This window comes from Kitasatospora sp. NEAU-CNBT7 (genome assembly GCF_057220535.1).
Genome location: NZ_JBXQQB010000002.1, coordinates 348,996 through 367,748 on the forward strand (window position 1 = coordinate 348,996; position 18,753 = coordinate 367,748).

The 18,753-nt window shown below is 74.3% G+C and carries 16 protein-coding genes and 1 tRNA gene; 7 read left to right on the forward strand and 10 right to left on the reverse strand.

Features of this window, described 5'->3' with window-relative positions:
* Positions 1–107: 107 nt before the first annotated feature.
* Together AC2TEW_RS04405 and AC2TEW_RS04410 are read left to right on the forward strand one after the other, a co-directional pair.
* Positions 108–650 (forward strand): HEAT repeat domain-containing protein, encoded by a 543-nt coding sequence (locus AC2TEW_RS04405; protein ID WP_484621946.1) that lies wholly within the window; start codon positions 108–110, stop codon positions 648–650.
* Positions 651–897: 247 nt separating this feature from the next.
* On the forward strand, positions 898–1,989 hold the full coding sequence (locus AC2TEW_RS04410; protein ID WP_484621947.1) for a DUF6528 family protein: 1,092 nt from the start codon (positions 898–900) through the stop codon (positions 1,987–1,989).
* Here the strand turns inward: AC2TEW_RS04410 and AC2TEW_RS04415 are convergent.
* Positions 1,919–2,548: an AF_1327 family membrane protein gene (locus AC2TEW_RS04415; RefSeq protein ID WP_484621948.1), complete on the reverse strand. Its 630-nt coding sequence runs from the start codon at positions 2,546–2,548 to the stop codon at positions 1,919–1,921. The two genes, AC2TEW_RS04410 and AC2TEW_RS04415, sit on opposite strands and share 71 nt — an antisense overlap.
* 43 nt (positions 2,549–2,591) lie before the next feature.
* Positions 2,592–3,383 carry a type 1 glutamine amidotransferase domain-containing protein gene (locus tag AC2TEW_RS04420; RefSeq protein WP_484621949.1) on the reverse strand — a complete coding sequence of 264 codons (792 nt, stop codon included), beginning with the start codon at positions 3,381–3,383 and terminating at the stop codon, positions 2,592–2,594.
* Between the two features lie 191 nt (positions 3,384–3,574).
* Between AC2TEW_RS04420 and AC2TEW_RS04425 the strand changes: the two genes are divergently transcribed.
* Positions 3,575–4,603 carry an AraC family transcriptional regulator gene (locus AC2TEW_RS04425; protein WP_484621950.1) on the forward strand — a complete coding sequence of 343 codons (1,029 nt, stop codon included), beginning with the start codon at positions 3,575–3,577 and terminating at the stop codon, positions 4,601–4,603.
* A 58-nt stretch (positions 4,604–4,661) separates the two neighbouring features.
* On the opposite strand, the gene AC2TEW_RS04430 is transcribed toward AC2TEW_RS04425, so the two are convergent.
* Positions 4,662–6,851, reverse strand: a complete 2,190-nt coding sequence (locus AC2TEW_RS04430; protein ID WP_484621951.1) for a DUF8189 domain-containing protein — start codon at positions 6,849–6,851, stop codon at positions 4,662–4,664.
* Between the two features lie 376 nt (positions 6,852–7,227).
* On the opposite strand from AC2TEW_RS04430, the gene AC2TEW_RS04435 reads away from it, so the two are divergent.
* A tRNA-Cys gene (locus AC2TEW_RS04435) sits at positions 7,228–7,322 on the forward strand.
* 27 nt (positions 7,323–7,349) lie between these two features.
* Here AC2TEW_RS04435 and AC2TEW_RS04440 read toward each other — a convergent pair.
* Positions 7,350–8,843 carry an MFS transporter gene (locus AC2TEW_RS04440; protein WP_484621952.1) on the reverse strand — a complete coding sequence of 498 codons (1,494 nt, stop codon included), beginning with the start codon at positions 8,841–8,843 and terminating at the stop codon, positions 7,350–7,352.
* A 267-nt stretch (positions 8,844–9,110) separates the two neighbouring features.
* On the opposite strand from AC2TEW_RS04440, the gene AC2TEW_RS04445 reads away from it, so the two are divergent.
* The 3 genes from AC2TEW_RS04445 (at position 9,111) to AC2TEW_RS04455 (ending at position 12,299) form a co-directional block, all read left to right on the forward strand.
* Entirely contained in the window at positions 9,111–9,659 is a 549-nt protein-coding gene (locus tag AC2TEW_RS04445) for a hypothetical protein (protein WP_484621953.1), read from the forward strand.
* A 377-nt stretch (positions 9,660–10,036) separates the two neighbouring features.
* Positions 10,037–11,368, forward strand: coding sequence for a branched-chain amino acid ABC transporter substrate-binding protein (locus tag AC2TEW_RS04450; protein ID WP_484621954.1), 1,332 nt, complete (start codon positions 10,037–10,039; stop codon positions 11,366–11,368).
* A 145-nt stretch (positions 11,369–11,513) separates the two neighbouring features.
* Positions 11,514–12,299: a hypothetical protein gene (locus AC2TEW_RS04455; RefSeq protein ID WP_484621955.1), complete on the forward strand. Its 786-nt coding sequence runs from the start codon at positions 11,514–11,516 to the stop codon at positions 12,297–12,299.
* Between the two features lie 86 nt (positions 12,300–12,385).
* Here AC2TEW_RS04455 and AC2TEW_RS04460 read toward each other — a convergent pair whose 3' ends face one another.
* From AC2TEW_RS04460 to AC2TEW_RS04485, 6 genes are all read right to left on the reverse strand, one after another.
* A complete protein-coding gene (locus AC2TEW_RS04460; protein ID WP_484621956.1) occupies positions 12,386–13,426 on the reverse strand; it encodes a carbohydrate kinase family protein in 1,041 nt (346 codons plus the stop codon).
* Positions 13,423–14,412 (reverse strand): zinc-dependent alcohol dehydrogenase family protein, encoded by a 990-nt coding sequence (locus tag AC2TEW_RS04465; RefSeq protein ID WP_484621957.1) that lies wholly within the window; start codon positions 14,410–14,412, stop codon positions 13,423–13,425. Before AC2TEW_RS04465 ends, AC2TEW_RS04460 begins: the two co-directional genes overlap by 4 nt.
* On the reverse strand, positions 14,409–15,245 hold the full coding sequence (locus AC2TEW_RS04470; RefSeq protein ID WP_484621958.1) for a carbohydrate ABC transporter permease: 837 nt from the start codon (positions 15,243–15,245) through the stop codon (positions 14,409–14,411). The genes AC2TEW_RS04465 and AC2TEW_RS04470 overlap by 4 nt, the downstream gene beginning before the upstream one ends.
* Entirely contained in the window at positions 15,245–16,198 is a 954-nt protein-coding gene (locus tag AC2TEW_RS04475; protein WP_484621959.1) for a carbohydrate ABC transporter permease, read from the reverse strand. The genes AC2TEW_RS04470 and AC2TEW_RS04475 overlap by 1 nt, the downstream gene beginning before the upstream one ends.
* Positions 16,199–16,278: 80 nt before the next feature.
* Entirely contained in the window at positions 16,279–17,616 is a 1,338-nt protein-coding gene (locus AC2TEW_RS04480) for an ABC transporter substrate-binding protein (RefSeq protein WP_484621960.1), read from the reverse strand.
* A gap of 163 nt (positions 17,617–17,779) precedes the next feature.
* On the reverse strand, positions 17,780–18,541 hold the full coding sequence (locus AC2TEW_RS04485) for a DeoR/GlpR family DNA-binding transcription regulator (protein ID WP_484621961.1): 762 nt from the start codon (positions 18,539–18,541) through the stop codon (positions 17,780–17,782).
* Between the last annotated feature and the right edge of the window lie 212 nt (positions 18,542–18,753).

Genomic DNA, 18,753 nt, shown 5'->3' on the forward strand with positions numbered 1-18,753 from the left:
GCCTTCGTGCCACGGCTTGCGCGAAAGCCCGAGCGGCCGCGCCCGGTGGACCCCGCCGGGGCGAAATCCCTTTGCCCGGCCGTCCCGTGCGGTCCGACACTGGGCCCATGCTCGGATTCGTCAGGACCGACAACGAAGCCCTCGTCGCATGCCTGGGCGACCCGCAGCGCGCCGTAGCGGCCTACCGGGAGCTGCTGCGGCGCGGGGAGGACGCGCGCGGCGCCATCCGCGCCGGCCTGTCCCACAGCGGCGCGGCCGTACGAGAAGGCTGCTGCCGACTCCTGGACCACCTGGTCGACACCGAGTCCATGGGCCTGCTCGTCGCCATGGCCGACGATCCCGACGCGCAGGTCAGGATCGCCGCGTTCCACGCCCTGGCCTGCGACCGGTGCAAGGGGGACACCTGCGCACCCGGCGCCGACCGGGTCCTCGAACCCGCACTGCGGCACCTGGCCGCCGACCCCCACCCGCGGGCGCGGGCCATGGCAGCCGAACTCGTTGGCAAGTTCGCCCATACCGATGCCCGGGCCCTCGCCGCCCTGCGGGCGTCCAGCGTGCAGGACCCGAGCCCGGCCGTCCGGAAGAAGGCGGGCTGGTTCATCCCGGGAGGGGCCATCTACGAACGGACCGCCCTCCGCCCACCCCGGTAGCCGGACGGCGGCTTCGGGGAGCCGCCCAGGGCACCGGCACCAGCACCGGCACCGGCACCAGCACCAGCACCGCCGTCCGGCGCCGGGACACCACGGACCGTGACGCACCCCCAGGGGACCCGTCGTCAGCGGCCGCCTCCGCCGGGGCGACTCGCGCGGCCGCACCGGGTGGCGGAGCGCTCGCGGTTCGCCCCGCCGTGGCGGAGGGTGGGTCGGGGGTCGGGGCGGCGGCGGAGGGACGGACGAGGTGCGCAGGGGAACTGGCCGAGGACGGCGGGCGGCGGCCGTGGTGTCGGGCGGGCTGGTGCTGCTGGTGATCGGTACGGCCGCCGGGCCGCCGGCCGCCGCGGGGCCGGGTGGCGGAAGCGGGCGGCCGGGTGCGCCGGTGGCGGTGGTGGACCAGGCGTCCCGCCGGGTGCTGGTCCTGCACAGCGCCGACGAACTGATGGCCTACCACGGCCCCGATCACCTCCCGGTGGTGTGGTCGTGGACCGCCGACCGCGACACCCGGCTCGCCGACCTGTCACCGGCCCGCAGCTGGTCCTCGCCCACCGAGGCCAAGAGCCGCGTCCGCGGCGGCCGCCGCTACCTGCTGACCACCGCCTCGGGCGGCCTGGCGGCCGTCGTCGACCTTGCCACCGGCACCCCGGTCTGGGCCGTCGACACCGGCCCCGTCGCGAACCCGCACACTGCCGAACTCCTCCCGGACGGCAATGTGGCCGTCGCGGCCAGCACTGGCGGCTGGGTACGGGTGTACACCGCCTCCCAGGGCCCGCGCAGCACCGCCCATGCCGAGTACCCGCTGCCGGGGGCGCACGGGGTGCACCGCGACGCCGGGACCGGCCTGCTGTGGACCGTGGGGGACGACACCCTGACCGCCCTGCGGGTCGGCGGCACCGCCGCCGCCCCGGTCCTCACCCCCGAACGGACCCTGGCACTCCCCGAACCCGGAGGTCACGACCTCGCCCCGGTGCTCGCCGCGCCCGGGCAGCTCTGGATCAGTACCGCCGGCCACCTGTGGCGGTTCGACCCGTCCCGCGACCGGTTCGAAGCCGTTCCCGTCACCCCGCAGGACTCGGCCCGCGACGTGAAGAGCGTGGGTGACGAGCCAGGGACGGGACGCCTGCTGACCACGGCACCCGACCACGCCGGGCCCTGCACCTGGTGCACCTCCGTCCTCACCTTCCACCGCCCGGACGGCGTCCGGCGGCTGGAAGGCACCCACCTGTACAAGGCCCGCTGGTGGACGGAGTGCCGACCCGGGGAGGTCAGAGCCAGCCGAGGGAGCCGAAGACGGCCAGCGCGGCGGCGTCGAGGGCGAACAGGGCCCCGACCGTGACGGCCTTGGTGCGCAGCCGGGGCAGGTCGTGGACGCGGAAGCAGACCAGGAAGAACGGCAGGTAGCCGACCAGCCAGATGAGCACCGGGCAGCCGGCCTGCCACCAGGGCCAGTCCCAGGTCAGCAGACCGGCCCGGTGCAGGAAGAGCTCCACGCCGACCGCGAGCGCCGAGTTCAGCCCGGCCAGGAGCCAGCGGTTGGGGATGCCCGCGATGCGCAGGGCCGGGTCGGACGGCAGGAGTTTGACGGCGACCACACCCATGATCGCGAACATCAGGCAGATCTCGATGTTGAGGCCGACCAGGATCCGGTAGGCGCTGGCGCCGCCGGCGCCCCAGACCGGCGCCCGGCCCGTGGCGTGCAGGACCAGGGCGTTCCAGATCTCGTTGAACCAGTCCATGCCCCACAGCGCGAGCCCGGCCAGGACGGTGCTCCAGTCCCGCCGCTGGACCTCGGCGGCGTACACGTACAGGACCAGGAGCAGCAGCGGTATGACGTACCACTGGAACTGGGACGGATCCCTGAGGTGTTCGAGGGCCTGGCGGGCGTGGTCGGTCATCGCGGTCTCCGTGGGCGGGGTGGGTGGGGGGACGGCACGGGGTTCAGCACGACCGGCCGCGGTCCTGCCCGGCGGCCGCGGGGCCTCCCGTGCCGGCCGTGACGAGGGCGAGGTACTGCTGCGCCAGACGGTGGCAGTCGCCGGGCCAGCGGGCGGAGAGGTAGGCGCCGTCCCGCACGGTGAATCCGCGGCGCAGCCGGCGGGGGCCGTCGCGCAGCGGCAGGACCGGCCCGGGGGCGAAGTCGGCGGGGTCGGCGAGCGCCGCGGTGACCTCGTCCTGCACGGTGGTGGGATAGGTGCGGTAGTAGTCGCCGAGGCGCAGCCGGGTCAGCTGCCAGGCCGTCAGTTCCATCCGGGACGTCAGCGCGGTGGTGCGCCGGCCGTGCAGGACGGAGCGGCCGGTGCCCGGGTCGACGGCGCGGGCCAGCAGCAGCACGCCGTGGCAGACCGCGCCGACCGGGATCGCCCGGCTCATCGCGTCGGCGGCGATCCGCTGGGCGAGGCTGCTCTCGAGGAGACTGCGGACCCGGGGCGCGTGGCCGCCCGGGACGAACAGCGCGGTGAGCGCCGAGGGGTCCACCTCACCGTACGACAGCGGCGCGCCGAAACGCGGGTCGCGGGTCATCCGCCGGTACGCGGCCAGCGGACCGCCACGGGTCATCAGCCACGGCGAGAGCCAGGAGAACCCCTGCTCGGTGAGCCGCCGGTCGGCGTGCGCGGGGCGGCCGTCGGGCGTCGCGAAGCGCACGTCGAACCCCGCGTCGTGCAGCGCCGCCCACGGGAGCGCGGCCTCGGTGGGATCGTAGTCGGCCTCGGGCAGCAGGAAGAGGATCACAGGGGTTCTCCGGGGTACGGGCGCGCCGGGGCGCGCTCGCGGCGGCCCGGCCGCGGGCAGGGTGGCACCGACCGTAGGGGAACCCGGGCGCGGTGTCGTTGATCCGCGCGGACCGGTTGTTGACCGCAGGTGCGCGTGATCACGGCCCCCGGGCGTTGACGCCGTGGCGGCGGCTGTCTTGACTGGCGGCCATGGACATTCCCACCTCCGGCCCCGGCGCCGTTCCCGCCCCCGGCGTCTCGGTCTCGCTGGGCTACGCCTCGGCGGTCGCGGACGCGGGCGGCGCGGGCCCCGATCTGCTGGCGGCCGGGGACCGGCGCCTGCCGTTCGAGGAGGTGCGCGGGCTGTGGGACCAGGTGATCGGCGCGTCCGGGGATCCCGCGGCCGGGCTGCGGGTGGGGGCGGACCTGCGGCCGGCGGCCCTGGACGTCCTGGGCCATGTCGTGCTCGGCTGCGCCACGCTGGGTGAGGCCGCCGAGGCCGCGGTGCGCTACCACCGGCTGGTCAGCGAGGCCGGCGAGGTCGCGCTGGTGCGCGGCACGACCCTGTCGCGGGTGGTGTACCGGCCCACCGTCGCGCCCGGCGCCATGCGCCCGCAGCAGGTGGAGGCCGTGGTGGTGGGGATGGTGAGCGCCGCGCGCTGGCTGGCCGGGCCGGCCTGGACGCCCGCCGGGGTCACCTTCACCCATCCGTGCCAGAGTGAGCGGATCGGCTACGAACGGGTGCTGGGCTGCCCCGTCGCGTTCGGGGCGGCGGACAACGCGCTGACCGTGCCGACCGCCGACCTGGACCGGCGCCGGGTGGTGGTGGACCAAGGCCTGGCCTCGCTGCAACGCGCCTACGCGGACCGGCTGCTGGCCGACCTGACCGCTCCCGCCGCCGTCCCGCAGCGGCTGCGGCGGTGGCTGGCCGGGGTGCCGCTGGAAGGGGTGGGGTTCGCCGACGCCCAGACCGCCTCGCAGCTGGGCGGGCGGGCGCTGCGCCGGGTGCTGCGCGAACACGGCACCTCCTGGCGGGTGCTGCTGGACGAGGCCCGGCACACCCGGGCGAGGCTGCTGCTGGAGACCACGGACCTGACCACCGACCGGGTCGCCCGCGCGGTGGGGCTGAGCGGCGCGGCGGCGCTGGGACACGCCTTCGTCCGGTGGCAGGGCGTCAGCCCCGGTGCGTACCGCCGCACCCGGCGCACGGGCTCGGTGGGCGGGGAACCGGCCTGCTGAGCCGCTGGCCCGCGGCGGCGCCCCGCCCGCGGGGTCGGGCGGGGCGCCGAGGGGTGGTTCAGCGGGTGGTCAGGACGGACCGGCTGGATCCGTCGGGCAGGCCGGCGATGGCGACCTGGCCGCCGGCGAAGGAGCCCGCGCCCCGCAGACCGGCCAGTGGCCGGAACGGCTCCCACACGCCGTTCCGGTCACGGGTGGTGTGGTGGACGTTCCCGTCGAGCCCGACGGCCAGCAGCTGGCTGGAGCCGTCCGGCAGCCCGGTGATGGCCACCTCGGTCGCGCCCATCATCGGGCTGCCGACCCCGGCCGGCGCCCGCCAGCCCTGCCAACTGCCGTCGGCGCGGTGGACGTTGTGCCAGACGTTGCCGTCGGTGCCGACGGCTGCGAGCTGCGCGTCACCGTCCGGCAGCGCGGCGACGGCCAGCGAACGCCCGGCGAAGTCGGGGGCGCCGACCCCGGCCACCACGCTCCACGGGCTCCAGGACCCGTCGGCGGCGCGGGTGCCCAGGCGCATCCGGCCGTCCGCGCCGAACACCAGCACCTGGGTGGAGCCGTTCGGCATGCCCGCGGCCGCCACCTTCGTCGCCTTGACCAGGCCGCCGTCGGTACCGGCCATGGCGGCCCAGCCCTGCCAGGAGCCGTCCGCGCGGCGGATGTTGTGGTAGGCGTAGCCGTTCCGGCCGACGGCGACGAGCTGCGCGCTCCCGTCGGGCATCGCGGTGATGGCGAGGTCGGCGGCGGCGAACCCGGCGCTCCTGCCGTCGGCCGCCGGAAGGATGTTCCAGCCTTGCCAACTGCCGTCGGACCGAGCGATGTTGTGCCAGATGTTGCCGTCGAGGCCGATGCCGATCACCTGGACGCTCCCGTCCGGCATCCCCGCCACCGCCTGGCGCGGGCCCGCGAACCGGTACGCGTCCCCGGCTCCGGACAGTGCGCTCGGAGCGGTCCACGAGCCGTCCGGGGCACGGGTGGTGCTGTAGAAGGTGTCCGGGGTGACGGTCTGCGGGAGGTTCTTGGAGACGATCTCCCGCTGGAGTTCCCCCGCGCCCACGCCGTCGGAGGCCTGGTTGACGTCGTCGGTCATGACGATGTTCAGGTTGTCCGTGATGTTGGAGTTGTTCCAGGTGGTGCGGAACCTGGCCAGCATCTGGGCGTTCAGCTTGTGTTCCATGGTCAGCAGGAAGGTGTCCGACCGGCTGGAGGGGACGAGCTTGAACAGGGCGAGGAACCAGTCCACGGACGCGTTCGGGATGGAGTTGGTCGGGTCGACGATCCCCTGCAGGACGAAGAACTTCCCGGCGTCCGCCCCCGGTGCCCGGCCCAGCACCGTGTCCATGCGGTTCAGGACCGCGTCGCGGTTCTTCTGCTCCTGACGCGGGTCGAGCATGCTCTTCGCGATGTCCTGCCAGTCATGGCTGACCTGGACGTAGCTGCCGCGGAAGGACTGCGCGGAAGGGCCCCACGCCCACGGGTACGCCGTACTGGCCGTGTCGTCGATGAGGACCACGTGCTTGCCGGCGGCCATGAACTGGTCGTACGTCGAGTCCGGCCCCAGCGAACCGTCGGCGATCGCCGGATTGTCCGGTGCCCCGCCGCCGATCGCCGCGCCCAGCGCCGCGACGGCCGCACGGTTGTCCTCCCGGGCGGTGGCCGCCGGTACGGCGGTCTGCAGCCGGACGATCACGATCTCCTTCGGGTGCCGGGCGATCCAGTCGGCGAGCTCGCCCACCTCACCCTTCGCGGTGCCGCCGCGGCCGTCCGGCGCGTCGAAGAACAGGCGGCCCATCGGGCCGCCGTGGTACATGAACCACTTGCCGTCCTGCTTGCACAGCCGCAGGTCCAGATACCGGGAACCGGCCTCCAACTGCTGTGCGAGCGAACCGCTCTGGGACCGGGACATGCCCGCGGCGATCGAACGGTTGATCTTGGCGGTGCTCGCGGTGTCGCCCAGCTCGCAGATGCCGCTGCCCGCCGTGATCCCCGCGGTCCCGGCGTCGTGGCTGCCCGGCATCGCGATCCGGTCGAGCGGCCGGTCCCCGATCGTCCCCTGCAGCTGCTCCATCCACGAGCCGAGCCGGATGTCCTGCACCGCGGAGGCCGCACCGGCCGGTGCGGCGAAGGCGGCCGGAACGGTGATCCCGGAGGCCTGCGCGGGCGGCGTCCCGACACCCGACAGACCGACGGCCAGGACGCCGACCCCCAACCGGCAACAGAACCCGGTGACCTTCCCACGCGCCATGACGGCCATGCACATCCTCCTGAGGTGGTGTCGGCGGCCCGGCGCTGCGCCGGGCCGGGACCCCGGCCGCCGCCCGGACCCCGGGCACGGGCGGCTCCTGCACGGGCCCGCACAGAAGGTAGGCCGCGGCGCGAGGACCGTCATTGACGCGGGCGGCCGACTCTTTGATCCCGAGGCCGGGTCCGACAGTTCGCGTCGTACCACCGCGCGGCGTCGGGCGCCCGCCGGGAGGCCGGGGAGCGTCGCGCGGCGGGCACGGCCGGACCAGGCCCACGGCCCGCCGGAGCCGAGGCGGCCGGGTCAGCACGGGGTCAGCGTCCGGTCAGGCCGCCCGGGCATGCTGAGGGCAGATCGAGGGAGCGCCGGAGACGGCCTCCCGGGATTGGGAGAGGTGCCCGGAGCGGTTCATCGGGTGCCTGGCCGGCAACGGCCGAGCAGGGTCCTCCGGGGCCCGCGCAGGTTCGAATCCTGCCCTCTCCGCCCAGCGCGGGCCCGGCCCGGCCCGGGTTACCCGCGTTCCGGCTGCGCCGCGGACGCCGGTGCGGCGCCGCGGCCCCGGAGGACGCCCCACCCCACCAGCGCCGCCGCCAGGACCGTCAGGGTGAGACCGGCCCAGGTCACCGCCTGGTCGAACCGCGCCACGCGCTCCGGACCCCAGGCCGAGGTGGCGATGCCGCCCGAGAGGAGCGCCGCAAGGATGGTGCCGCCGACGCAGACGCCGACGCCGGTGCTGACCTCACCGGCGGTGTCCACCAGCGCCGCCCCGACCGTGGTGCGGTCGGCCGGCAGGCCGCGCATGACGTTGGTCCCGGCGACGACACCGACGACCCGCATCCCGGCCGCGACCAGCACCAGCGCCAGGGCGACCCACCCGTACCCCAGGCGGCCCAGCAGCGCATGGACGGCCAGCCCGCAGACCACGGCGCCCGCGCCGAACCGGGCGGCCCGGTCGAGGCCGACGCGGGAGACCAGCGGCCCGATCACCGCACCGCCGGCGATCAGCACGACGACCTGCGGCAGCATGCCGACGGCCGCCCGGGCGGGCGTCCAGCCCCAGTCCAGCTGCAACTGCAGCGTGACGAGGTACCCCAGGCCGGCCGTCGCCAGGCTCGCGGCGGCCTTGAACGCCAGACCGCTCGACACCAGCGGGCGGGCCACCAGCGCGAGATCGAGCAGCGGATGGCGGGCGGCGCGCTCACGGACCACGAACAGCACCGCCGTCACGACGGCCGCCGCCGTGACCAGCCACGGCACGGGCGAGGCGGGACCCGGACCGACGAACAGCGTCGGCGCCACCAGCGCCAGCCCGATCGTGGCCGTGGCGAGCAGCGCGCCGGCGGCGTCGACCGGGGCGCGGTGCAGCTCGTCCGGGCGGTCGGCGGGGATGCCGTGGCGGATGCCCAGGAACGCCAGTGCGGCGATCGGCACGTTCACCAGCAGCAGCGCCTGCCACGGCGCGACGGCGAGCACGAGACCACCCAGGGTCGGGCCGACCGCGAGCCCGGCCAGGCCCACCGTCGAGATCAGCGTCGTCGCCCGGACCCGGAGCCCGTCCGCGTCGAACAGCCGGAACGCCAGCGCGAGGGAGCCCGGCGTCGTCATCGCGGCCGCGACACCCGTCGCCGCGCGGACCGCGATGAGCTGCTCCGCCGTGCCGACGAACGCGGTGGCCAGACTCGCCGCACCCAGCAGCACCAGCCCGACCAGCATGATCCTCCGGCGGCCGACCCGGTCGGCCAGCGCGCCGAACGCCAGCATGAGCCCGCCGAACGCCACGGCGTACCCGCCCGTCACCCACTGCAGCGCCGCCGCCGACGCGGACAGCTCACGGCCGATGGTCGGCAGCGCGACATTGAGGATCGAGTTGTCGAGCATCTCGAACAGGAACACCGCCGACAGCCCGGCGAGCGCAACCCCCGCTTCCCGCAGGGACTTCGGTGGACCGGGGACTCCGGTCGGGTCATCGGTGTCCTCGAGGACCGGATCGCGGCGGACATCCATGGCGCACTCCTTCACTGGGAAGAAGTGGCGGCCCGTCCGAACCGCGTGCACGCGTGGGGCCCTGCCCGACCGACGGGTGTCGACGACCCGCAGTGACCGCACGTTTCTACTCCGATGCAGGGATGGTACACCCGTGCGACGGATGCGGTGCGCGCGGCCGCCCGCCGGACCGGACCCCGGCGGCCACGCCCCGCCGGTCCCGCCGGGACCGGAACTCGCCCACCCCGTGGCCCAGTTCACCGGACCTGCCGTCGGGAAGGCCCGGTAGTGGAGGAGAACCTGGGAGCCCTGATCGCGGGCAGCGGCGACACCCCGGACCACGAGCCGCCGCCCGCGGAGGTCGGTGCCCCGCTGCCCGGGCCGCCGTTCACGGCCGCGACCGGTGAGGTCGCCGTCACGGTGTCCGGGCTCGTCGCGTACAGCAGCGGCCTGGAGATCGCGCTGGAGGTCCGGTTCAACGCCACCCGCACGCCGCCGACGGCCCACTCCGAGCTCGAGAACCTCATGCGCGAGGCCCGGCACGGCGGCGCCGACCGCCTCCACCTGGCCCTGCACCTGCCGGACGGCCGGGTCTTCCGGAACAACCGCCCCCACCCCGAACCGGCCGAGCCGCCCGCGGAGTCGGCCCCCGTGCTGCTGCTCCGGGCCGGCTCGCACGGCCCGTACTGGCGGCTCGGCTACTGGCTGCGGCTGCTGCCCGTCGACGGCGGGCGTCTGCTGCTGCGGTGGCCCGTGCGAGGGGTCGACAAGTCCTTCGAGGTGCCGGCCGGCGCCGTCACCGAGGCGCGGGCCGCCGTCCGCCGGCTGTGGCCGTGACCAGGCAAGCACGGGCCGTCGAGATCGCGGCCGTGGCACTACTCGATCTCGTGTGTGCAACGGAAGTTGGATCACAGGAGGTGGCGGGCGGCCCGGCCGTGAGGGGGCCGGCGGATGCGTTGACGCTCCGCGAGGGGGCGGATAAGGTCACGCCCCATCGACCCGCACCGGTGATGTTCCTCGGACCGGCCCGCGCCGCCCAGCCCGGTGCCCGCCCGTTCCCTCCGGCGCGGGACCCGCCGCTCGCTCCACCCCGCGGACAACTGCTCACCCCGTCGGCCCAGTCGCCACTCGGCCGCCGGTACCCTCCGTGCGTCGTCGGCCTCGGTCAGGTGCGGCTCGACACGCACACAGAACCCTCCGCAAGGGATGTGCCGTTGACCAGATCCACCTCGCCCGCGGCGGACGCCACGCCGCCGGGCGCCACACCGTCGGACCTCATACCCACCTCCGGCGGGGGCACCGCCCCGGTGCCGCCCCACCCCGCCCGCCGCGCACCGGGCCGGGCCCCGTACCTGGGCATGGCGTGCGTCCTCCTGCTGTCGGGCTGCTCACTGGTCGGCGCGGACGCGGCACCCACCAAGACCTTCACCATCGGCCTGGACGCCCCGCTCAGCGGCAACCTCGCCGACCTGGGGCTCGGCATCAAGTACTCGGCCGAACTGGCCATCGCCAAGGCCAACGCCAAGAACACCGTGCCGGGCGTGCGGTTCGTCCTGGACGCCAAGGACGACCAGGGGGACGAGAAACTGGCCCGCGCCAACGGCGAGGCGTTCGTGGCCGACCCCGAAGTTGTGGGCGTGGTCGGCCCGCTCACCTCCGGCAGCGCACTCACCATGGCCCCGGTGCTGGCCGAGGCCGACCTCGCCGAGATCTCCCCCTCCAACACCGCACCCTCCCTGACCTGGGGCGCGGACTACCGCACCAAGGGCAAGAAGCGCCCCTACCCCACGTACTTCCGCACCGTCACCACCGATGCCGTGCAGGGCCCGCTGCTCGCCCGGTACGCGCGCAGCCAGCTGAAGGCCGAGAAGGCCGTCGTGGTCAGCGACACCAAGGCCTACGGCAGCAACCTGGCCGCGGAGTTCGCGACGGCCTTCGAGGAGGACGGCGGCACGGTACAGCTGCGGGCCACCATCGAGCCCGGCACCACCGACTTCTCCAAGCTGGTCCGGCAGATCGCCGCCGCCCGCCCGGACATCGTCTACTACGGCGGCGAGCACCCCGAGGGCGGCCCGCTGTCCGCCCAGTTGAAGGCCGCGGGCGTCAAGGCGCCGGTGGCGGGCGGCGACGGCCTGCACACCGACGGGTACCTCAAGGCCGCCGGCCAGGCCTCCGACGGCGACCTGGCCAGCAACCCCGGCATCTCGGTCGAGGGGCTCGCCTCCGCGTTCACCTTCCTGGACGAGTACCAGAAGGCCGCCCACCCCCAGGCCCCCGGCCCGTTCGGCCCGTACGCCTACGACTCCACCTGGGCCCTGATCGAGGCGGTCGGCCGCGCCCGCCAGGCGCACGGCAAGTCGGGCTCCGGCACGGAGATCCGCAAAGCCGTCACCGAGGCCGTACCGGACGTGGACTTCTTCGGCGTCACCGGCGACGTCTCCTTCGACGAGTTCGGCGACACCCGCAACCAGGTGGCCTCGATCTACCAGATCCAGAAGGGCAATTGGGTCGCCATCGTCCCCATCGGCCGCCTCCGCGACCTCTGACCCGCTCCCAGGGGCGGTCCCCGGGGGCGGGGTTGTCGGTGGGAGGCGGTTGACTTGCGGTGGCGGGTTCGCGATCCGGCCTTCCCCGCCGGGCTGTCGGGGCCCGCCGCCGCTGACCGTACGACCGGATGACGGAGCCCGTTGGATGTCCCTCGAGACCGACCGCACCACCCCCGCCGCCTGGGAGCCGGGCCTGGCCCAGGCGTTCGGTGAACTGCTCGGCCGCCCGCTCACCTCCTTCGACCCGCCGGACGCCCCCGGGGTCTACGAGGTGCTGTTCGGCGGCAACTACCTGTACGAGAGCGGACTGGACCGGGAGCCGGTCTGGATCGCGCGGGAGGCCCTGGTGGACGGGCGGCCGGTGGTCCTGGAGCACCTGGCGCTCACCCCGCCCGGCGACCTGGACCACCCCGCGCTGGTCTTCGACGCGCGCGGCTCGCTGTTCGAGGTGGACCCCGACGGCCTGCCCGCCGCGTTCGCGAGCGGGGTCGCGGCGGCCGCCGATCCGGACCGCGGGCTGGTCCGCGGCGCCGACCTCGCCCGGCTGATGGAGGCCCACGGGCTGGCTCCCGCGGACCTGCCCGGGACCTCCTGGCGGCTGCGGCAGGGCAAGGTCGCCTCGGACGGCACCCTGCTGGACGCACTGCGGGCCGCCACCGGCCTCACCCGCACCGACGCCCGCGGCCGGGCGACGCAGCCGGGTGAGGCCGGTGACGAGGTGGCGCCGGAGGCCTGGGAGCGGGTCGCCGGCATCGAGGACCCCGGCCTGCGCGCCCACCTCGCCGGGTACGCCGATCCCGAATCGCACGACCTGGCCTTCTGCGACCACGACCCGGACGCCTGGGACGAGGAGGACGCCGGCCTGGTGGTCCGCTGGGAGGGCGCCGTCGACCAGTACGAGGTCGACGTCGTCCGGGTCCCGGGGCGCTAGCAGGGCGGCCACCCCGGCGCGGCCGGCCCCGCCGCGGTCACCCCGGCGCGGCCGGCCCCGCCGCGGTCACCCCGGCGCGGCCGCCGTCAGGGCGCGAACGCCGCCAGTTCGGCCAGGGTCGGCGGGTCCGCGCCGAACCGGGCACAGGTGAGGGCGGCCGCGCGGGCGGCCCGCTCCAGCGCGGTCACCAGCGCCGGGGCCGGCTGCGCCCCGAACGTCGCCCGCACCAGCCGCAACTGCCCGGCGCCCAGCAGCCCGCCCGCCAGCAGCCCGCTGACCAGCCCGGCCATGAAGGCGTCGCCCGCGCCGATGGTGTCGGCGACCTCGACCGGGACCGCGTCCACGTCGAGCCGGCCGTGCCGCCAGTAGGCCCGTGCCCCCAGCGCGCCGCGCGTCAGCACCACCAGGGACGGCCCCTGGCGGACCCAGTCCGCGGCGACCCGGGCCGGGTCCTTCCCCGGGTACAGCCACCCCAGGTCCTCGTCGCTGACCTTCACCACGTCGCTGAGCGCCACCAGCCCCTCGACCCGCGGCCGTTCCTGCTCCGGGCTGCCCAGCAGGGCCGGCCGCAGGTTGGGATCGTAGGAGACGGTGACGTCCGCCGGGGCGCCGCGGACCATCGCCAGCACCCGCTCGGCGCCGGGGTCGAGCAGCGCGGCGACCGACCCGGCGTGCAGATGGCCGAAGTCCCGCCCGGCGGGGAGCCCGGCGCTCCGCGGACAGAGGTCCCAGTGGACGTCGAAGGTGTAGGTCGCCCGGCCCTCGCGATCGAGGACCGCCGTGGCGGAGGAGGTCCGCCAGGCGCCGACCGAGCCCGGGGCGAGCGCCACCCCGCCGGCCGCCAGGTGGTCACGGATCACCACGCCGTACTCGTCCTCGCCCAGACGGGTGGCGAGCCGGACCCGGTGGCCGAGCCGGGCCAGGCCCAGGGCGGTGTTGGCGGGGCTGCCGCCCGGGTGGACGCGCCGGTGGTCCCGGGCGTCGACCACGTCGGCGAGCGCCTCGCCCACCACCAGGACCTCGGCCGGTCCGGGCAGAGTGTCCCCGGTCCCGGTGTCCCCGGCCATGGTGTCCTCAGCCATGGTGCCCGCGGTCACGGTGTCCCCGGTCATGGTGCCCGCGGTCACGGGGTGACCAGGATCTTCCGGCCCAGGCCGGCCTGGAAGCGCCCGAGCGCGGTGGCGTACTCGGTGAGCGGGAAACGGTCGCTGATGAAGACCCCCGGGTCCAGCACCCCGGCGGCGAAGAGCGCGGCCGCCCGCTCGAAGCTGTGCAGCACGGCCATCGACCCGGTGATGGTGATCTCCTGGTTGTAGATCTTGTACGGCTCGATCACCGCCCGGGCCGCGTACGCGGCGACACCGAACTGCAGGAAGGTCCCGCCGCGCCCGACCCGGCCCAGCGCGTCCTGGATCGCGTGCTCGTTGCCGGTCGCGTCGATGACCACGTCCCAGCCCCGCGGCTGGTCGAACTCCTCGGCGGTGGCGGCCGTCCGGCTGCACCCGAGCAGGCCGGCCGTGGCCAGCCGTTCGGCGTTGAGGTCCACGACGTCGACCGAAGCCGCCCCCGTGCGCTTGGCCAGCTCCAGCATCATCAGGCCCATCGTGCCGGAACCGTAGACCAGCACGCTGCTCCCGACCCGGGCACGCAGCACGTCGTAGCCGCGCACCGCGCAGGAGAGCGGCTCGATCAGCGCCGCGTCCCGGACGTCGATGTGCTCGGGCAGCCGGACGCAGTTGGCGGCGGGTGCGAGCGCGTACTCGGCCGCGGCGCCCGCGGTGGTGACGCCGATGGCGGCGTACCGCTCGCACAGGTTGTCCCGGCCGAGGCGGCAGTAGTGGCACTCGTGGCAGTACAGCGAGGGGTCGACGGCGACCCGGTCGCCGACCGCGAGACCGCTCACCCCCGCGCCGAGCGCGGCGACCGTGCCGGCGAACTCGTGGCCAGGGACCAGCGGCAGGCTGGGCGCGAACTCGCCCTCCAGGATGTGCAGATCGGTACCGCACAGGCCGCATGCCGCGACCTCGACCACCACCTCGCCGGGGCCCGGCGTCGGGTCGTCGACGCTCTCGATGCCGAGCACGCCGGGGGAGCTGATGACGACTGCCTTCACTTGACGGCTCCGAGGGAGAGGCCCTGGACCAGCTTGTCCTGGGCGGCGAAACCGGCGACGAGCACCGGCAGGGAGACACAGACCGCGGCCGCGCAGACCTTCGCCAGGAAGAGCCCCTGGCTGGTCACGAAACCGGTGAGGAAGACGGGTGCGGTGCCGGCGACCACGCCGGTCAGCACCCGGGCGAACAGCAGCTCGTTCCAGCTGAAGATGAACGAGATGAGCGCGGTCGCGGCGAGGCCGGGCGCGGCCACCGGTGCCAGGACGCGCAGCAGGACCGTCGGGAGGCCGGCGCCGTCGATGGCCGCCGCCTCCAGGATCTCCTTCGGCACCTCGGCCAGGAACGACCGCATCATCCAGACCGCGATCGGCAGGTTCATCGAGGTGTAGAGGATGACGAGCAGCCAGATGTTGTCCAGCAGACCGGTGTTCTGCGCGATCAGGTAGAGCGGCAGCAGGCCGGCCACCGCCGGCAGCATCTTGGTGCTCAGGAAGAAGAACAGCGTGTCGGTCCACCTGCGGACCGGCCGCACCGACAGCGCGTACGCGGCCGGCGTGGCCAGGGCCAGCACCAGCAGGGTGGACAGCACGCTGGCGGTCAGCGAGTTGACCAGGGGCGGCCACGGGCTCACCCCGGTGCCGGCGCCGAAGAACTCGCGGTACCCCTGGAGGGTCAGCGGGGCCGCCACGCTCGGCGGGTTGGTCGCGGCGTCGGCCTCACTGTGCAGCGAGGTGAGCACCATCCAGGCGAACGGGAGCAGGAAGAGCAGGCCGACCAGCCAGGCGGCCAGGCCGAGCAGGGCGCCGGTACGGCGCACGCGGGTACCGGTCATCAGCGGGTCTCCGCTCGGAACAGGGAGAGCACGGTGCGCAGCGCGAGCGTCGCGATGACGGTGGTCAGGGCGACCACGATCACGCCCTCCGCCGACGCCAGACCGTAGTCGTGCCCCTCGTAGAAGGTCCGGTAGACGGTGTAGGGGAGGTTGGCGGTGCCGAGGCCGCCGGAGGTCAGGGTGAAGACGGCGTCGAAGTTCTGGACCACGTAGATGCTGCCGAGCAGCGCGGCCAGCTCCAGGTAGGGGCGCAGATGGGGCAGGGTGAGGTGGCGGAAGATCTGCCAGGAGTTCGCGCCGTCGACGCGGGCCGCCTCGACGGCGTCCGCCGGCCGGCTCTGCAGCCCGGCGAGCAGGATCAGCATCATGAACGGGGTCCACTGCCACACCAGCGAGGCCTCCACGGCCAGCAGCGGCACGGCGGAGAGCCAGTCCGGCTGCGGGGCGCCGGTGCCGCCGACCGCGGTGAGCAGGCCGTCGAAGAGCCCGTACGAGGCGTTGTACAGCGCGTGCTTCCACAGCAGCGCCGAGGCCACCGGCACCACCAGGAACGGGGTGATCATCATCGTCCGCACCAGGCCGCGGCCGAGGAAGCGGCGGTCCAGCAGCAGCGCCGTGCCGAGGCCCAGCAGGAGGCTGACGGCGACGACCGCGGCGGTCAGTTCGACGGTCGTCAGGATGGACGTGCGCAGGGCGGGGTCGCCCAGCGCGTGGCCGTAGTTGGTGAGGCCGCCGAAGCCGCGGCCGGCCGGGTCGAGGGCGTTCCAGTGCATGAAGGAGAACGCCAGGGTGCCGAGGAACGGCAGCTGGGTGACCACGATCATGAAGACCAGGGCGGGGAGCAGCGGCGCGCGGCGCGCCCAGGCGCCGCGGGGGCGGGGCTCGGCGGGTGCCGTACGGCCGCGGCGTAACGCGCGGGCCTCGAGGGAATCGGGCAGGGAGGCTGTGCTCATGTGGGTTCCTGAGGTGCGGGCGGTCCCCGGCCGGGCGGCTCTGCGCCGGCCGGGACCGCCGGACGGTGGGCTGGGGTCCGCTACTTGGCGTGGGCGGCTGCGGTCTTCTCGGCGAGGGCCTGTCCGGCGCTCAGCGCCTGGTCGACCGTGATCCGACCCGCGATGGCGGAGCTGATCTGCTGCGACACCTGGGTGCCCAGGTCCTCGAACTCGGGGATGCCGACGAACTGGATGCCGGGAGCGGGACGGGGCTGGACCCCGGGGTTGGCCGGGTCGGCGGCCTGCAGGGCCTTCAGGGTCGGCTCGGCGAAGGCCGAGGCCGACGCCAGGTACTGCGGGGTGGCGTAGGTGGAGGTCCGCTTGCCGGCCGGCACCCGGGACCACCCCAGCTGGGAGCCGACCAGCTGCTCGTACCCCTTGCCGGAGGCCCAGGAGATGAACTTCCAGGCGTCGTCCTGGTGGTGGCTCGCCTTCTGCAGACCCCAGGCCCAGGTGAACAGCCAGCCCGAACCGGTGGTCTGCTCGACCGGCGCCGGTACGTAGCCGATCCTCCCGGCGACGGGCGAGCCGGCGGACTCCAGCGCCCCGGCGGCCGAGGTGGCGTCGTACCACATGGCGGTCTTGCCCTGCTCCATGTTGGTCAGGCACTCGGTGAAGCCGGCCTGGGGTGCGCCGGCCTCGCCGTGGTCGCGGACCAGGCCGACGTAGAAGGAGGTGGCCTGCTTGAAGGCGGGGCTGGTCAGCTGGGCGTGCCAGTCCTGGTCGAACCAGGTGCCGCCCATGGTGTTCACCACCGTGGTCAGCGGGGCGGTGAGCTCGCCCCAGCCCGGCTGGCCCCGCAGACAGATGCCCTTCATCCCCGGCTCGGCGCCGTCCACCTGCGCGGCCAGCGCGGCGACCTGCTGCCAGGTCGGCCGGTCGGGCATGGCGAGCTGCTTGGCGGCGAACACGTCCTTGCGGTACATGAGGAACGAGGACTCGCCGTAGAAGGGTTCGGCGTACAGCTGGCCGTCGACCGTGAGCGAGGTGCGGATGGCGGGCAGGACGTCGTTCTGGTCGAACGCCGGGTCGGCGTCCGCGCGCGGGGTCAGCGGCGCGAGCCAGCCGTTCTTGGCGAAGATCGGGGTCTCGTAATTGCTGATGGTCGCCACGTCGTACTGGGCGGACTGGGCGGAGAAGTCCTGGGTGATCTTGCTGCGGACGTCGTTCTCGGGCAGCACCGTGAAGTTGACGGTGATACCGGTGGACTTGGTGAAGTTCTCCGCCGTCAGCTTCTGCAGGTCCGCCATCTGCGGGTTGTTCACCATCAGCACGTTGATCGAGTGCGCGGTGGCGCCGCCGCCGGCCCCGCTGCAGGAGGTGAGGCCGAGGGTGGTGAGCAGGGCGGCGCCGAGGGCGAGGGCGCGTTTGGGGATCATGGGGTGCTCCTGTTCGAGTGCGTGCGGGATCGACCGGCCGGCGGCGGGTGCGCGCGGCGGTGGGAGAGTGCGGGAGGTGGGGGACTGGGGGAGGAGAGGGACCGGCGGGAGGTGGGGGACCGGGGGAGGGACTGCGGGTGGGCGGAAGGCTTCGAAGGGGTTGTCAGACCCGGATGACCTTCGGGCCGAGCAGGGCGTAGCGGTTGGCCTCGACGGCGGACAGGCCGGTGTCGGTGATGATCGCCTCGAAGTCGCCGACCTCGGCGAACCGGCAGAAGCTGCTCGCGCCGAACTTGGTGTGCACGCCCATGAACACCCTTCTGCGGGAGACCTGGAGAGCCTTTGCCTTGACGTCCGCCACCACCGGATCGGGCGTGGTCAGCCCCATCTCGCGGGAGATGCCGTTCGCGCCGATGAACGCCAGATCGATGACGAAGCCGCTCAGCATGGTGCAGGTCCACGAGCCGACCGTGGCGAGCGTGCGGGAGCGGACCCGGCCCCCGAGCAGCAGGACCGTCAGATTGCCGGAGTCCGCCACCGCGGCGGCGGTGGTCAGCGAGGCCGTCACCACGGTCAGCGGCCGGTCGGTCGGCAACAGCGACGCCAGCAACTGCGGGGTGTAGCCCTCGTCGATGAACACCGTCTCCGCCTCGCCCAGCATGGTGGCCGCGGTGGCGGCGATCCGGCGCTTGCGGTCGACGTTGAGCGTGGTGCGGCGGGCCAGGTCGGTCTCGAACCCCGCGCTCTCGACCGGGTATGCGCCACCGTGAGTACGGTGGAGCAGGCCCCGGTCCTCCAGGACGCGCAGGTCGCGGCGGACGGTCTCCTGAGCGACCCCGAGGTCCTCGGCGACGCGGGTGACCTCGATCCGGCCCTGATGGCGTGCCAGGGCGAGGATCCGGTGCTTCCGCTCTTCCCCGCGCATCAAGTACCACCTCAATTCGTTTTCCGAAGTGGACCGTTCGGGCAGCTGACGGTCCGTTTGCGGTCTTTTTGAGATTTATACCGGCCAGGCGGTGTGTATGGAGTGCCCGAATCTTTCGAGATCCTTACCGGTATTTGACTGCCAGTGGAACGATCGGCCCACTGGACGGGTCAGGTGATGCCCGAACGGGCCCGGCGGCCGCCCGGGTGGTG

Coding starts and splice junctions, on each gene's coding strand:
- AC2TEW_RS04470 (WP_484621958.1), bottom strand. CDS start 15,245: ATGACCGGTACCCGCGTGCGCCGTACCGGCGCCCTGCTCGGCCTGGCC.
- AC2TEW_RS04425 (WP_484621950.1), top strand. CDS start 3,575: ATGGACATTCCCACCTCCGGCCCCGGCGCCGTTCCCGCCCCCGGCGTC.
- AC2TEW_RS04480 (WP_484621960.1), bottom strand. CDS start 17,616: ATGATCCCCAAACGCGCCCTCGCCCTCGGCGCCGCCCTGCTCACCACC.
- AC2TEW_RS04455 (WP_484621955.1), top strand. CDS start 11,514: ATGTCCCTCGAGACCGACCGCACCACCCCCGCCGCCTGGGAGCCGGGC.
- AC2TEW_RS04440 (WP_484621952.1), bottom strand. CDS start 8,843: ATGGATGTCCGCCGCGATCCGGTCCTCGAGGACACCGATGACCCGACC.
- AC2TEW_RS04415 (WP_484621948.1), bottom strand. CDS start 2,548: ATGACCGACCACGCCCGCCAGGCCCTCGAACACCTCAGGGATCCGTCC.
- AC2TEW_RS04430 (WP_484621951.1), bottom strand. CDS start 6,851: ATGGCCGTCATGGCGCGTGGGAAGGTCACCGGGTTCTGTTGCCGGTTG.
- AC2TEW_RS04485 (WP_484621961.1), bottom strand. CDS start 18,541: ATGCGCGGGGAAGAGCGGAAGCACCGGATCCTCGCCCTGGCACGCCAT.
- AC2TEW_RS04475 (WP_484621959.1), bottom strand. CDS start 16,198: ATGAGCACAGCCTCCCTGCCCGATTCCCTCGAGGCCCGCGCGTTACGC.
- AC2TEW_RS04405 (WP_484621946.1), top strand. CDS start 108: ATGCTCGGATTCGTCAGGACCGACAACGAAGCCCTCGTCGCATGCCTG.